This window comes from Nocardia sp. NPDC059764, from assembly GCF_042732555.1.
In the GTDB taxonomy this organism is placed as follows: domain Bacteria; phylum Actinomycetota; class Actinomycetes; order Mycobacteriales; family Mycobacteriaceae; genus Nocardia.
Genome location: NZ_JBHWHH010000008.1, coordinates 63,601 through 77,799, shown reverse-complemented (window position 1 = coordinate 77,799; position 14,199 = coordinate 63,601). Strand labels below are relative to the sequence as shown.

Genomic DNA, 14,199 nt, shown 5'->3' with positions numbered 1-14,199 from the left:
CCGGTGGATCGCGTGACCGATCCACCGGAACCCGATTCATCCGCGCCAAGCCGGAGTTCGGCGGCGACATGCCGGGTAGACCTGCGCACCGCGGCGACGATGACCAGTGCCATCGCGGGTCCGGTGACGAAGCACAACAGACTCAGGGCGATCAGTAGAACGGTTCCCACGTGCGGATTATTGTCCGCCTTGGGGTGTTTCGGCCAATTTCGGCTAATACAAGGCAACGACGGCGCGACCACCGTACCGCCGGTGTGATCGAGGCCATAGCCGCCCGCCCGTCACGTCCGCGGGACCTGTCTCGTCCAAGGGGTGCACACGATCCCAGGAAGGACGACACCATGTCGCGATTGACCATGCACGAGGCGGCTCCCGAGGTCTACCAGGCCTGGCTCGCCGCCGAGACCGCGATCCGGCGCGGCCCGCTCGACGCCACCGTGCGCGAGCTGGTGAAGATCCGGGTCTCCCAGATCAACGGCTGCCTCTTCTGCATCGACATGCACTCCACCGAGGCCCGCAAGGAAGGCGAGACCGAGCGTCGCCTCTGGCACCTCGACGCCTGGCGCGAGTCGGCGCTGTTCACCCCGGCCGAGCGGGCCGCGCTCGAATACGCCGAGGCCGCAACGCAGCTCGGCCCGCACGGGGTGAGCGACGAGATCTGGGCGGGCGTCGAGAAGCACTTCGACGACGGCCGGCGGGCCGGCCTGGTCGCGGTGACCGCTCAGATCAACCTGTGGAACCGCATCGGCGTCCCGCTGCGGCTGGAGCCGCTCGGCGGCTAGGTTCCGTCTCGCAGTAGCCGGAATCAGGGGCGCAGCAGGGGACGTCCTGCGAGTGCCGCGGCCCAGAGCTTGTCCGCGGCATCCTCGATGTCCCCGTCCAGGAACTCGGGCAACAGGACGTCGGCCTCGGGCACCCGCAGCCGAGGGGCCTTCACATCACCGAGGAAGACGACCTCGCCCCTGTCTCCGGCCTCGAACCACGCCCCCGCTGTCGCGGCGCCGTGCACGGCGAGCATCCCCATGTCGGAGAACTCCGTCATCAGCAGGCCCCCGACGGTGAGCGAGCCGCCGATGAAAAGGTTGCTGTCCAGCAGGCACATCAGGTGCCGCGCGGTGACCGAGCCGGTGACGTAGAGCGGCGTGCAGACGTCTCCGTTCAGAAAGCGCATCGGCCCGTCGACCGTCAGGTCGCCATCGATGACGTACACGGTGTCCTCCGCCAGACCGGGATCGTTCCCGATCGACAACGGCCCGTCGACGATCAGGTCGCCCTGGTGCACGAAGAAGCACTCCGGCTCCTCCTCGAAGAGGTCTTCCAGATCCTCCACGTGGTTGTCGCTGGCTTTGCCGATGTCGTAGCGCTTCACCGCCTCGGACAGCGGTACCGATTCCCAACTCGCGCTCCACCGTTCGAAAGACACCCGACTCCTCGCGTACTTGCTCGATACCCGTTGCAGTCCAAGGAGTCTCGCACACACCCGCGGAGCGGGATCACCACCAGCCGAGAATCGGGCGCAGTTCGCGCCCGAGCTCGGGGGCCAGCGAGCGCGCGTAGCTCGCGGTCAGGTGGTGTTCGTCGTGGTAGACGAGGATGTTGCCTTCGACGACGGCGCAGACGACGGGCTCGCAGACCGCGTCGTTGGGGTCGATCAGGTGCATGTTCGGGAAGGCGGACGCGGGGCCCTCGGCGGGGTTCAGGGGCGAGAGGGCCTCGGAGCGCTTCAGACCGCAGCTCACCCGGTCGCCGCCGCCGGCCAGGCAGTCGATGGCGCGGTAGCGGATGCCGTTGCGGCGCAACCACGGGGTGTCGCGGATGCCGATGACCTCGAGGCCACGGTCGGACAGGGCCGACCAGACGTCGATGTAGTCCTGCGGGGTCTCGTCGCCGCCGTTGTCGCTGGGACGGGTGGCGGTGGTGAAGACGTAGTCGGGGCGCTCGATGCCGAGGCGGTCGATGACCTCGCCCGACCAGTCACGGCAGTCCGGGTTGTGCTGGCCCTTGTACATGGGCTCCTCGGCGACCGTCAGCGGGCAGCCCATCTTCAGGTAGACGACGACACGGAAGCGGTGCTGCTCGCCGAGCAGTTGCAGCGCCGGAATCCAGTGCTCGGCATGGGAATTGCCGACCACCGCGATGGTGCGGTGGGCGTTCTGGTCACCGTAGGTGCAGGTGATCACCGCGCGGGTGTCGAAGTCGGAGATGCAGCCGTCGCGAGTGGGGTACGCGATATCGGCGGGGGCTTCCTCCGTGGTGGGGCGCATGGGCGCGCGCGGCACCAGGGCCTGATCGGTGAGGGCCGCCGCGCCCGGGTACTTCGCGGGATCCAGCTGGCCGACCGCGTGCGCCTTCGCGCCGTTGTTCCACTGCCACGCCACCGTCGAACCCAGCAGCAGCACACCGACAGTCGTGACCGCGATACCGGTGAGCAGACTGCCCCGCCCGGCGAGCAGGCGGACCGGGACCGCGAGCGCGCGACCGGCGGACCGGCCGTCGAGCAGACGCGACAGTCCGGCGGCCACGCGCCCGCGCTCCGGGACGGTCGCGGGCTTGGAACGCTCCCGCAGCGGCTCCTCCACCAGATGGTGGGTGCCGTAGGCGAGCAGCAGCGAGACCACGATGATGACCAGACCGTCCAGCGCTCCGGCCCGGCGCTGATGCTGCTCACCCAGATAGAAGATCAGAATCGGCCAGTGCCACAGGTACAGCGCGTACGCGAAACCACCCAGTTGCACGATCGGGCCGGTGGCCAGCAGCCGGTTCACCACCGGCTGATCGGCGGTGTCGCGGCCCGCGCCCGCGAGAATCAGTGCGGCGGTGGCCAGCACGGGGATCAGGGCGGCGGGACCGGGGAACACCAGAACGCCGTTGACCACCCAGCCGCAGCAGGCGATCACCGCGATTCCCATCCAGGCCAGCGCTTCCCGCGCGGGCGTGGGCAGCCGGATCAGGGGTGCGCACAGCGCGAGCAACGCGCCGGCCAGCGGTTCCCAGGCGCGCGCGAAGGTGTCGTAGTAGTTCCAGCCCTGCTGGGTCGAAACACCCTCGGCGGCATAGCCGAACGAGATCACCACGGCGATCGCGAACACCACCGCGAGTGTCACCCGCAGCATCCCGTCCCGGCCCAGCCGCCGCACGATCGGATGCGCGGCAGCGCGTTTCCAGGTGTAGGCGAGCCGCAGTCCGGTCGCCACCAGCGCCACCACCAGCAGCAGCGCCAGATACATCTGCCCCTGCACCGACATCGACCACAGATGCTGCAACGGGCTCACCGACGGATCCGCGGCCAGATAGTCCGACCAGGACATCGCCAGATACCAGTTCTGGTAGTAGAACAGCGAAGCCAGCGTCTGCCCGGCGATATCGGACCAGCGGGTGTACGGCAGCAGCACGACCGCGGCCACCACCACCGCGGCCAGCACCACCACCATGGCGGGCAGCAGTCTGCGCAGGGTGCGCCGCACGGTCCGCAGCACCCCCACCGAGCCGGTGTCGGCGCGCCGCACCAGCATGCCGGTGAAGAAGAAGCCCGACAGCACCAGGAACACGTCCACGCCGCCCGACACCCGGCCGGCCCAGATGTGGAAGGCGACCACGAGGGCGATAGCTACGCCGCGCAGGCCGTCCAGATCGTGTCGGTAGGAGCCGGGCCTGACGGGGGCGCCCGGGACCGGCTGGCGGTCGCGGTCGGGCGCGGTCGGATGATCGGTGCTGGATATGGACATGACGGCTGCCATTGTCGGTCAGGGGTCGTGGAAATCCCCAATCGCCACACAGAAGACGTCCGGAATGTACCGATTTGCACTGGTCAGGCGAATACGAAATAGCGCAGCCAGAGATAGGGAGCGGCCACCGCAATAGTGACAGCCGTCACCAGAATGCCCTTCCGGGTGAATTCCCAGAACGAGATCGGATGGTCCGAACGCCGCGCGATCCCGAGCATCACCACGTTCGCGCTGGCCCCGACTGCTGTGAGGTTGCCACCGAAATCCGCGCCCAGTGCCAGCGCCCACCACAGCGCGTCCGCCCGGCCGGGCTGTTCGACGTGCGCGGCCAGCTCCGCCACCAGTGGACTCATGGTCGCCACGTACGGGATGTTGTCGATCACCCCCGACAGCACCGCCGAGACGACCAGTATCAGCATGGTTGCCACGAGCGCGTTTCCGCCGGTGAGTTCGGTCGCGAATTTCGCCGCACGGCCGATCACACCGGTTTTCACCAGTGCCCCGATCATCACGAACAAGCCCACGAAGAACAGCAGGGTCTCCCATTCCACCGCGCCCAGGTAATCACGTTGCGGCAGACCGGAAATCAACACCAGCGCACCGGCTCCGAGTAATGCCACAAGGGACGGCTCGAGGTGGAGAATCGGGTGGCCGAAGAAACCCACGAAAACCGCGGCCAGCACAATTCCGCACTTGATCAGCAGTTTCGGATCGCGAATGGCCTCACGCTCGTTCAGGCCCATGATGTCGGCCGCCCGCTCGGGATCGACGTCGAACGCGCCCCGGAACAGCCGCGGCAGCAGCAGCGTGAACACCGCCAGTTCGATCAACACGATCGGGGTCAGATTCAGGAAGAAGTCGTTGAACGACAACCCCGCTCGGCTGCCGATGATGATGTTCGGCGGGTCACCGATCAGGGTGGCCGCGCCGCCGATATTGGAGGCCAGCACCTCGGCGATGAGAAAGGGCGTCGGCGACACCTCCAGCCGCTCGCACACCAGGAGGGTGACGGGGGCGATCAGCAGTACGGTCGTCACATTGTCGAGAAATCCGGAGGCTGTGGCGGTGATCAGGACCAGCAGGATCATCACCCGCAGCGCGGATCCCTTGGCCCGCTTGGCCGCCCAGATCGCGGCGTACTCGAAGATGCCGGTGTGCCGCAGCACGCCGACGATGATCATCATGCCGAGCAGCAGGTAGAGGACGTTCCAGTCGATGCCGGTCTCGTGCGAGTAGAAGACGTCGTCGGCGTCGACGATGCCGACCGCCACCACGGCGCCGCCACCCACCAGGGCCGCGGTCGTCTTGTGGACGCGTTCGGAGGCGATCAGCACGTAGGCGATCGCGAAGACCGCGAGGGCGAAGACGACATTCACGGTCGCCGCCCCGGCGGGCTCAGTTCGCCAGCGCCACCTCGAGCAGCCGCGACGAGGTGATCACACCGAGCAGCCGCTCGCCCTCCTGCACCGCCACCAACGGCGACTTGTACCTCGCCATGAGCGCGGCGACCTCGACGATATTGTCGTCCGCCTTGGCGGCCGGGATCTTGGTGAGCCGTTCCGGGATCACGTCGCGGACCTTCTTGCCGCGCAACCGCTTCACCACCTGGCCGCACATGGATTCGTTCAGCACCCCCGCCAGCGACGGGTCGTCCTGGACGTAGGTCGGCACGATGAACAGCACCACCTGCGAAGCGGGCAGCACCGAATGCGGCGCCCCGTCGGCGTCGGTCACCAGGATCCCCGGCAGCCGATGCTCGGCCAGCAGCCTCGCGGCGTCGATGGCGTCGGAGTCCAAATCGATCACCGGGTATTCCTCGGCCATTTGAGCGGCATGCATAACTGCAGGATACGACGATCGGCCCGGCCTTCACGGCAGCAATATTCGTCAAGATCGAAAACGGACGCCGCATCGAAACTCCCAGGTCGGAACCTACAGCCCGAGGTTTCGGACCGGCCGACCAGACTTCCCGGCGCACCGTTGGTACAGATTGCGTAAAAGGATACCCGGAGCCGGTTTACCTGTCGCCCACGCCGGGCACCTCCACCGCCGCCACCCTGACACGGCCGGATCCGCGGGCGCCGCCCCGGGATCCGCCGGCGGGCCCTTTCCGGTCAACTCGCCCCATACGGTCAGCCAGCGACACGCGCGTCCAGCGGGTCAACGCGATTCGGCGGCGATCCCCGGGGTTCGTTCCCTCAGTCGATGTCGGTGAGCCGAGCAGTGAACCGGGTCAGGCGGGCGCGGATGGACGGGTTGTCGACCAGGGCCGCGGGCGCCGCCGGTTCCGAGCGGACGTAGTGCGCGCCGGTGACGACTTCGGTTGCCGGATCACAGAGCCGGGCGAGTTCCGCCGCGACTTCGGCCGCCGGGCGGCCGACGTGACCGTAGAAACGGAGCATCCCGGTCTTGATATTGCCGGGGTCCACGCTGATGGAGGTCACCGAACCGGAGTGCGCCTCGGCGAAGGTACGGCTGAAGATGGTCAGGGCGAGCTTGGACTGGGCGTAGACCGGCAACGGCAGGTAGTAGCCCTTCTTCCGGTCCAGGTCGTACCAGCCGATGGCGCCCGCCTTGTGCATGGTCGAGGAGACGTTCACGACCCGGCCGCGGGCGGCGGCGAGGGCTGGCCCGAGCCCCTTGGTGAGCACGTAGGGCGCGAGATAGTTGACCTGGAAGGTGATCTCGTTGCCGTCCAGGGTCAAGGTTCGGCGTTCGGGCCCGCGGATCGCGGCATTGTTCACCAGCAGATCCAGTGCGGGCTGGGTGCGAACCAGTTCACCGGCGAGCGCGGCCACCTCGTCCAGGTGCGAGAAGTCAGCCGTCATCAGGCGCAGCCGCAGCGGTTCGGCGCCGCCCTTGACCAGTTGTTCCAGCGCGGCATCGCCGCTGTCCTGATCGGGGGCGTGCAGGATCACGGTGGCGCCGCCGTCGACCAGGCGACGGGCCAGCTCCAGCCCGAGGCCGCTGGTCGCACCGGTGACGAGCGCGGTACGGGAAGCAAACGGGGAGTGGGTCATCGACCATCCATTCGGAGAATGCGTGAGGGTGCGCGAAAGCCCGCCTCACGAGAGGGGTTCGGTGGGATCACCGAAGAGTGCGCGGCCGGATTCGACCGTCAGAACAGGCGGCGACCACGCGACGGCGGTTCGTCCTCGCCGCCGAAGCCGAAGCGCTCCAACGCGGTAGGCGCGGGCTCCGGGCACATGTCTGCCATGTCTCCATCAGAACCGGCGCTCGGCAGCCGGGACAAGATCCGGCCGCCACTTTGACGAAAAATTACCGGGCCACCCCCTCGACCCACTCCCCCGGTTGCGTTACGACCGAGCCTATGAGGTCAGTTGACGCGGAATGGGGAACGGTGCGCGGGCTCGGCCGGTACAGCCACGGCTATGCCGCCGCGCGGGCGGATTCGCGGGTCCATCTGGTGTCCGGGGCGGTCTGCGGGTTGACGGCGATCATCGGGTTCACGACGGGCGCGACCGCGCTCGGAGTGCTCATGGCGATACCGGCTGCCGTGCTGGGCGGCCGCCTGCTGCTGTGGGACCTGCCGTGACTGGCCGCTCGGCTCGGATCCGATCACGGGGCGCGGCTGGACTGGTTCGAGCACGGGATCCTCGTGACCACGTGCCACGGGGCGCGGGCGGTCCGCTTCGACGAGATGCGGGTGTGGCGCCGCGTCACCGAAGGCACGGATGGCACTGCGCTGACTCCGATGTCGCTGACCTACCGGGTCGGCACCGCGTCCGGTGCGGCGGTGACGATCCCCGCCGGGATACCCGGCCGCGCGCAGTGGGGACCCGCGTTGGTGGAGGCGGCCGTGTCGGCGCGGCTGGCGGGCGCTCGGGCTCGGCTCGATGCGGGCGTACGGCTGGAGTTCGGGCCGTTCCGGATCACGCGGACGACGATCCACGGGAATCGGGTGGCGTTGTGGATCCAGGTGCGTCGGATCACCGTGCACGAAGGGTTGATCGGTGTGTGGATCACCCGAGACGGTAAAGACGTTCTGCTCCAGGCCTACCCGACCGAGCTGGTGAACGACATCGACCTGTTCTGGACGTTGTCGCGGGACCTGCGCTCGGAGTGAAATCCGCTGCCGCCGCTTCGTTTTCGTCAAGAGATCATGCAAAGACCGTCAGGAGCACGTTAATTCGCGACCCACCTCCTTCTCGGCGCGAATTCCACCTGCCAACCTCGGAATCCGTTCGAGGAGTGGAAGGGGTGTGCGGGTGGCGGCGAAAGTCGGTGTGACGCCGGAACAGTTGCGTGGTGCCGCCGGGAAGATGGCGGACCTGCGGAACCGGGTGGACGGGATCCGCGCCACCCTGGAGAAGTCGCTGGCGGCCAAGGGGTCCGCGTGGGGCGGCGACGGTTACGGCAGCACGTTCGCGGACGGTGAGCAGGGGTATCTCGCCGCGCACGAGAACCTCGCCGAGGGCATCGCCAAGACCGCCGACACCCTGGACTCCTACGCCGACGGCCAGCACAAGGCCGCGGATCTGCTGGCGCACACCGACAAACGCAACGGGAACGGCTTCCGGTAGCCCGTGTCCATCGACATTCCCGGCGAGCTGGAATGGCTCGGCTGGGTCGCCGGATCGGATTGGCCGGACGGCGACGAAGACGATATGTGGGGTATCGGCGACGACTGGCGCACCGCCGCCGCCGAGCTGCGTAAACTCCTCCCCGACCTGCGGGCCGCCAAGACGGCGACGATCGACGCCTACCCGTGGGGCGACGGCCTCGAAGCCATGACCAAGGCACTCGACGCCCTCGACCACGGCCCCGAATCCCTCGAGCGCCTCGCCGAGATCCTCGACGCCGTAGCCGAATCCGCCGACGGTCTGGGCACCGAGATCGAGTACACCAAGATCCTGATCATCTCCTCGCTGGCCATGCTGGCCGTGGAGATCGCCGCCGCCTGGCTGTTCCCGCCCACCGCTCCCCTGTCGGAGGCGCTCGCGATCGGGGCCACCCGCGTGGCGGTGCGGCTGCTCGGCGAGCGCGCGGTGAGCGCGATCGCCCGCTTCGCCGCCAAGACCGGCCTCGCGGCCCTCACCAGATTCACCGCCAAACACGTGGTCTTCAGCACTGTCCTCGGCGCCGGACAGGACCTGGCGATCCAGGCCTACCAGGTCGGCGCGGGCCACCGCGACGGCATCGACTGGGAACGCGTCGGCACCACCGCCTACACCGCCGCCGCGGCGGGCGCCGTCGGCGGCCCCGCCGGCTCCCTCCTCGGCAAGGCAGCCGGCAAGATCCACCTCCCGGGCGGTGCTTTCACCAACGCCGTCAAAGGCGCGACCGTCGGCGCGGGCTCCGGCATCGCGGGCGGCCTCGCCGCCTGGGGCATCGGCGGCTTCGCCAACGGCTGGACCTGGGACCCCCGCATCCTCACCAGCGCCGCCGCCTACGGCATCACCGTCGGCGGCAGCAAGGGATTCCGCCACGCCCCCACCATCCACGGCCCCGGAACCCACCCGTTCAACGCCGCGGACCCCGCCCTGCACGGCGGCGAAAGCCCGCACCCTCCCGGCCGTGGCGGCGACGGCAGCACGCCGCCACCACGAACCGACCACGGCAACGGCACTGGACCGCACACCGGCGACCCGTCGAGCACCGGCAGTGCTGCGCCTCGCGCAGGCGACCCGATGAACACCGGCGGCGCACCTCGCGCAAGTGACCCTTCCAACGCCGGTGCGGGCGAGCCTCACCCGGCGCGCTCGGCCGATCCGAGTGGCGCACAGCCGCGATCGGGCTCGCCCGACGCCGAGACGCCCGCGAGGGCTTCATCGCAGTCCGCTCATCAGGCGGGTCGTCCGGGCGGAAGCGCACCGCACCCGCAGCAGAGCCACGCCACTGGTTCAGAAGGCCGCCCCTCGGGCCCCGAAGGCCGGACACCGCAGACGGAAGGCCGGGCGCCGGAGCCGGGAAGCCGCGCCGCGGGGCCCCCAGGGCACCAGCCGATTTCGGAGGGCGGCGCCAACAATGGCGGGAACCGTGCCGCGTCGACAGGCGAATCGGCCAACCGGGCGGGCGCTGGTGACAGCCGTGTGCCGGAAGGCGAAGCGCGGGCGGGTGCGGCAGGTGACCCGGCCGGATCCCACGGCGCACCGTCACCCACGAGTGCGCCGGATCCGCTTGTGCAGGCGCGGGATTCATTGCGTTCACTGGGCGTGGATCCGGACGGGATGAGTCCGCGCGAACTGGAACGGGCGGCGGCCGACGCGGTCATGCGGCGGGTCGGGGAACTCACCGCCGCCGCGGACGATCTGCCCAATCAGAGCCTGGGCCCGGCCGAGTACTTCGCGCGCCGCGACGCCATTCAGCAGCAGATCGCCGACACCATGGCGTTGCGGGGACAGCTGCGTTCGCTGTTCGAGCAGCATCGCGCGGGAACCGGGCCGGCGGCCCCGCTCGCCTCACCGAATCCCGCGCACCAACCTGCCGCGCCGCAACCACACCCGACCCCCAAACCCGCGGCCCCGGGCGCACCGCAGATCGAGCCGAGGGCCGAGATCCGTTCCACAGGAGATGGACTGGATGCCGCTCGGGAGAAGTTGCGGCGGCTCGGTGTCGATCCGGACGGGATGAGCCCGGAGCAGATGCGGGCGGCGGCGGAAGTCGCGTTCGGGCAGAAGGCCGACGAGTTCGCGGATCGCACCGCCGCACTGGAGGGAGCCGGGATGCGGCCCGGGGAGTTCCGGGTGCAGCGAATGGAGTTGCAGAAGCAGATCGACGAGTTCCTCGGCCTGCGGCACGAGATCCGGGCCGGGCTACCCGAGGCCGGGAACCCCGAAGGCGCGCAAGCGAACATCGCGGCGGAACCAGCACCCACACCACAGCCCACGCCCACGCCGCAACCTGCGTCCGCGCCGCAACCCGTACCTGCGCCTGCGCCTGCGCCGCGACCCGCACCACAATCCGCGCCGGTCGAGGCATCGCCGCCGGTCGAGCCGCCCACCGCGGAACCGCGGCCGGAAACCGGGGGCGGCGGGCCCGAGCCGTCCCCGCGGATCGCACCGGAGCCGGACGAGTTCCCCGACACCACCTCGAAGATCCCGTACACGCCGCGGTACTTCGGCCTGCCCCCGATTCCCCAGTTCTCTGCCGCCGCACCACCACCCGACTCCGTCTGGGAGCCGACCCCAGCTCCCGAACCGGAACCCACACCGGATCCGACGCCCGAACCGATCCCGGAACCCGAGCCAACCCCGACACCCGACCCGGCACCGACTCCCCCGGCCTCGCCCGCGCCGACCCCGCCTTCACCCACGCCCACGCCACACCCGCCAACCCCGACCCCGCCGCCGCACGATCCACCCACACCAACTCCTGAACCACCGACGCCGACACCCGAGCCACCAACACCAACACCAGAACCACCCACGCCGACACCCGAGCCACCAACACCAACACCAGAACCACCCACGCCGACACCCGAGCCACCAACACCAACACCAGAACCACCCACGCCCACTCCGGAGCCACCGACGCCGACACCAGAACCGCCGACACCTACGCCGACCCCGCCGGCACCCGACCCCACGCCGACTCCGATACCTGACCCCGTGCCCACGCCCGAGCCGGATCCTTCGGAATCCACTCCGTCGGGACCGGCGGAGGCGGGATGACTTGACGGGCAGTCTGCTCCGTCGCTGATTTCCAACTATGAAGGGAGAGTTCATGTCGAACGAACACGCCAAAGCGGATATGGCGCGGCTGCTGGACGAGATGCGTCGGCAGGTGCGGGAGGTCGCGCGGATTCAAGGGGAGCGGGCCGGGATCACGGGGCGGGCGACGGTGCGGAAGCGGGTGACGGTGACAACCGATGCGAACGGCATGGTGATCGAGGTTCGATTCGGTTCGGAGATAGCGGATTTGAGCTATCCGGAGATCGCCGACGCTTTCGTCCGGGCGGCGTCGGCCGCCGCGGCGGATGCGGCCCGGCAGGTTCGTGAGCTGGTGGCCGGGTTCCAGCAGCAGCGGTCGGGTCTCTCGCTGAGTGATCTCATCGACGGCGCTCCCGACCTTCGTTCGGTGTTGCCGCCCTTGACCGGTGAGCTTCCGCCCCCGCGGGATTCGCGTCCGATCGAGACCGAGGAATCGGGCTACCGCGATCCGGGCGCGATGTTCCGTGAATCCGGCTGGTGACAAGCGACACCCCGGCGTAAGGAAATCGGAAATCCGGTGTGGGCGGCGGTAATGGATGCATCAAGGCCGCCCGCTACACCCCCGCCCGGCGGTTGAATCGAAGGTCTCAGTCCAGGACCAGCAGAAGAGGCAACCATCATGGGCATCGTCGACACGGATGTCTGTCTGTCGTCTTTCCATGTGTTCCGGTCGTCGTCGGACGACGGGTTCATCGCCCTGTCGGACCACTATCCCGGCCTGGTCGCCCGCAACGAATTCTCCTCCCTGGCCGCCGTCGACGAACTGATCGATCTGATCGAACGCCAACGGCGGCTGGACCGCTCGTCCGGGCGGCCCGCCGCCTAGACCTCGATGTGCGACCCCATGGTGACCGTGCGGTCGCGGGGCAGCGCGAAGTACTCGGCGGCGTCGGCGGTGATATGGGAGGTGGCGATGAACAACTTCTTCCGCCACACGGCCATGGTCGGCTCGTCGCCGCGGCGCAGCTCGATCTTGGAGAGGAAGTACGACGCCTCGTCCAGATCGAGCGGGCCCTCGGTGTCTGCGGGGTCCAGCAGGCGCAGCGCCGCAGGGACGTCAGGTGTCCATGTATCCGTAAGTGGCGGTGACATGGATGACGCCGTCGTCGGTGTAGCCGAGGTGGTCGACCGAGATCCGTTGCGGCTCCGGCACCCGCGGCACCAGGTCGGTGCGGATGGTCAGGATGACGACCTGCCGGTGGCGGACGTGATTGTGTTCGACATTGGCGCGCATGGCCAGCGGCGCGGTCTCCTTGCCGCGATTGAGGAAGATCGCGGTGCCGGGGACGGTGATCACCGCCTGCCCGTCGGTGCGCAACCGGTCCACGAATTCGCGCAGCGAGCCCTCCCGGCGTTCGCGTTCGGCGGTGACCACCTCACGGCCGCGTTGCCAGGTGGTCATGATGGTGAACGCGATGACCGCGATCAGCAGCGGCAGCCACGCGCCGTGCACCAGCTTGGTCAGGTTGGCGCCGAAGAACAGCAGGTCCACGGTGAGCAGTGGGATCGCGCCGAGCGCCACCAGCCACAGCGGTGTCCGCCATTTCGCCCGTGCCACATAGAAGAACAGCAGCGTGGTGATGGTGCCGGTGACGGCCATACCGAACGCGTAGGCCAGCGCCGCGGAGCTGCGGAACGCGAACACCAGGGTCAGCACCGAGACCAGCAGCAGCCAGTTGATCCACGGCACGTAGATCTGGCCGATGGTGGACTCGGAGGTGTGGGCGACTCGCAGCCGTGGCAGGTAGCCGAGCTGGGCGGCCTGCGCGGCCACGGAGAACGCGCCGGTGATGACGGCCTGGGAGGCGATGACGGTGGCGGCGGTGGCCAGCAGCACGATGGGCAGCCGGCCCCAGCCGGGTGCGAGCAGGAAGAACGGGGCGCTGAGGTTGGCGGAATCGTCGAGAATCAGTGCGCCCTGGCCCATATAGCTGAGCACGCAGGCGGGGAGGACGAGCACCAGCCAGGCGCGGGTGATCGCACTGCGCCCGAAATGCCCCATGTCGGCGTAGAGCGCCTCGGCGCCGGTGACGGCAAGCACGATGGCGGCCAGCGCGAAAAACGCGATCCCGAAGTGCCCGAACAGGAATCCGAGCGCATAGGTCGGCGACAGTGCCCGCAGGATCTCCGGATGCTCGGCGATGCCCGAGATCCCGCACGCGCCGATCACCAGGAACCAGGCGATCATGATCGGGCCGAACACTCGCCCGATCGCCGCCGTGCCGCGCCGCTGGACGAGGAACAAGGCCAGGATGATCACCGCGGTGATCGGCACGATGAACTCGTCCATGCCGGATGACACGGTCTTCATGCCCTCGACCGCCGACAGCACCGAGATGGCGGGCGTGATCATGCTGTCGCCCAGGAACAGTGACGCCCCGAAGATGCCCAGCGCCGCCAGCGCCGTGGCGGTCCACCGGCCCGCCGGGCAACGTCCATCGCTGCAACAGGGTGATGAGCGCCATGATGCCGCCCTCGCCCTCGTTGTCGGCGCGCATGGCGAGCAGCACATAGGTGACGGTGACGATGATCATCACGGACCAGAACACCAGCGACACCACGCCGAAGATATTGTCGCGGCTGACCGGAACCGGGTGCGGGTCTTCGGGATTGAACACCGTTTGCAGGGTGTAGATCGGGCTGGTGCCGATATCGCCGAACACCACCCCCCAGCGCCCCGATGGTCAGGGCCAGACGAGATCCGCCGTGTCCGCCGGAAACCGTTGCCTCCGACCCGCTCTCCGTCGCGGTGCCTGGGGAATCCGCCACGTCACCCCCCCGCGACGGGTTGTCCGCGCATC

General features: G+C 68.9%; 12 protein-coding genes and 1 pseudogene. 7 read left to right on the top strand and 6 right to left on the bottom strand.

The window, feature by feature from the left end:
• Positions 1-341 precede the first annotated feature (341 nt).
• Positions 342-782: a carboxymuconolactone decarboxylase family protein gene (locus ACFV4K_RS03190; RefSeq protein ID WP_379271679.1), complete on the top strand. Its 441-nt coding sequence runs from the start codon at positions 342-344 to the stop codon at positions 780-782.
• A gap of 23 nt (positions 783-805) precedes the next feature.
• Here the strand turns inward: ACFV4K_RS03190 and ACFV4K_RS03185 are convergent, their stop codons facing one another.
• From ACFV4K_RS03185 to ACFV4K_RS03165, 5 genes are all read right to left on the bottom strand, one after another.
• A complete protein-coding gene (locus ACFV4K_RS03185) occupies positions 806-1,423 on the bottom strand; it encodes a hypothetical protein (protein ID WP_379271677.1) in 618 nt (205 codons plus the stop codon).
• Between the two features lie 70 nt (positions 1,424-1,493).
• Positions 1,494-3,725 (bottom strand): acyltransferase family protein, encoded by a 2,232-nt coding sequence (locus ACFV4K_RS03180; protein ID WP_379271675.1) that lies wholly within the window; start codon positions 3,723-3,725, stop codon positions 1,494-1,496.
• Positions 3,726-3,808: 83 nt separating this feature from the next.
• The gene (locus tag ACFV4K_RS03175; RefSeq protein ID WP_379271673.1) at positions 3,809-5,101 is read right to left on the bottom strand and encodes an SLC13 family permease; all 1,293 of its coding nucleotides are present in this window, start codon (positions 5,099-5,101) and stop codon (positions 3,809-3,811) included.
• A gap of 19 nt (positions 5,102-5,120) precedes the next feature.
• Entirely contained in the window at positions 5,121-5,564 is a 444-nt protein-coding gene (locus ACFV4K_RS03170; protein WP_379271672.1) for a CBS domain-containing protein, read from the bottom strand.
• Positions 5,565-5,923: 359 nt separating this feature from the next.
• The gene (locus ACFV4K_RS03165; protein ID WP_379271670.1) at positions 5,924-6,745 is read right to left on the bottom strand and encodes an SDR family NAD(P)-dependent oxidoreductase; all 822 of its coding nucleotides are present in this window, start codon (positions 6,743-6,745) and stop codon (positions 5,924-5,926) included.
• 311 nt (positions 6,746-7,056) lie between these two features.
• Here ACFV4K_RS03165 and ACFV4K_RS03160 point away from each other — a divergent pair, with 311 nt between their 5' ends.
• The 6 genes from ACFV4K_RS03160 to ACFV4K_RS03135 all read left to right on the top strand — a co-directional run bounded on the left by ACFV4K_RS03160 (position 7,057) and on the right by ACFV4K_RS03135 (position 12,224).
• Positions 7,057-7,281 (top strand): hypothetical protein, encoded by a 225-nt coding sequence (locus ACFV4K_RS03160; RefSeq protein ID WP_379271668.1) that lies wholly within the window; start codon positions 7,057-7,059, stop codon positions 7,279-7,281.
• Entirely contained in the window at positions 7,282-7,812 is a 531-nt protein-coding gene (locus ACFV4K_RS03155; protein ID WP_379271685.1) for a DUF6585 family protein, read from the top strand. It begins immediately after the preceding gene.
• Positions 7,813-7,954: 142 nt separating this feature from the next.
• Positions 7,955-8,269: a WXG100 family type VII secretion target gene (locus tag ACFV4K_RS03150; protein WP_379271667.1), complete on the top strand. Its 315-nt coding sequence runs from the start codon at positions 7,955-7,957 to the stop codon at positions 8,267-8,269.
• A 3-nt stretch (positions 8,270-8,272) separates the two neighbouring features.
• Entirely contained in the window at positions 8,273-11,359 is a 3,087-nt protein-coding gene (locus tag ACFV4K_RS03145) for a hypothetical protein (RefSeq protein WP_379271665.1), read from the top strand.
• A gap of 52 nt (positions 11,360-11,411) precedes the next feature.
• Positions 11,412-11,879: a YbaB/EbfC family DNA-binding protein gene (locus ACFV4K_RS03140; RefSeq protein ID WP_379271663.1), complete on the top strand. Its 468-nt coding sequence runs from the start codon at positions 11,412-11,414 to the stop codon at positions 11,877-11,879.
• Positions 11,880-12,017: 138 nt separating this feature from the next.
• A complete protein-coding gene (locus ACFV4K_RS03135) occupies positions 12,018-12,224 on the top strand; it encodes a hypothetical protein (protein WP_379271661.1) in 207 nt (68 codons plus the stop codon).
• Here ACFV4K_RS03135 and ACFV4K_RS03130 read toward each other — a convergent pair.
• Positions 12,221-14,092 (bottom strand): annotated as a pseudogene (locus ACFV4K_RS03130) (potassium transporter Kup). The gene ACFV4K_RS03135 and the pseudogene ACFV4K_RS03130 sit on opposite strands and share 4 nt — an antisense overlap.
• Positions 14,093-14,199: the final 107 nt, after the last annotated feature.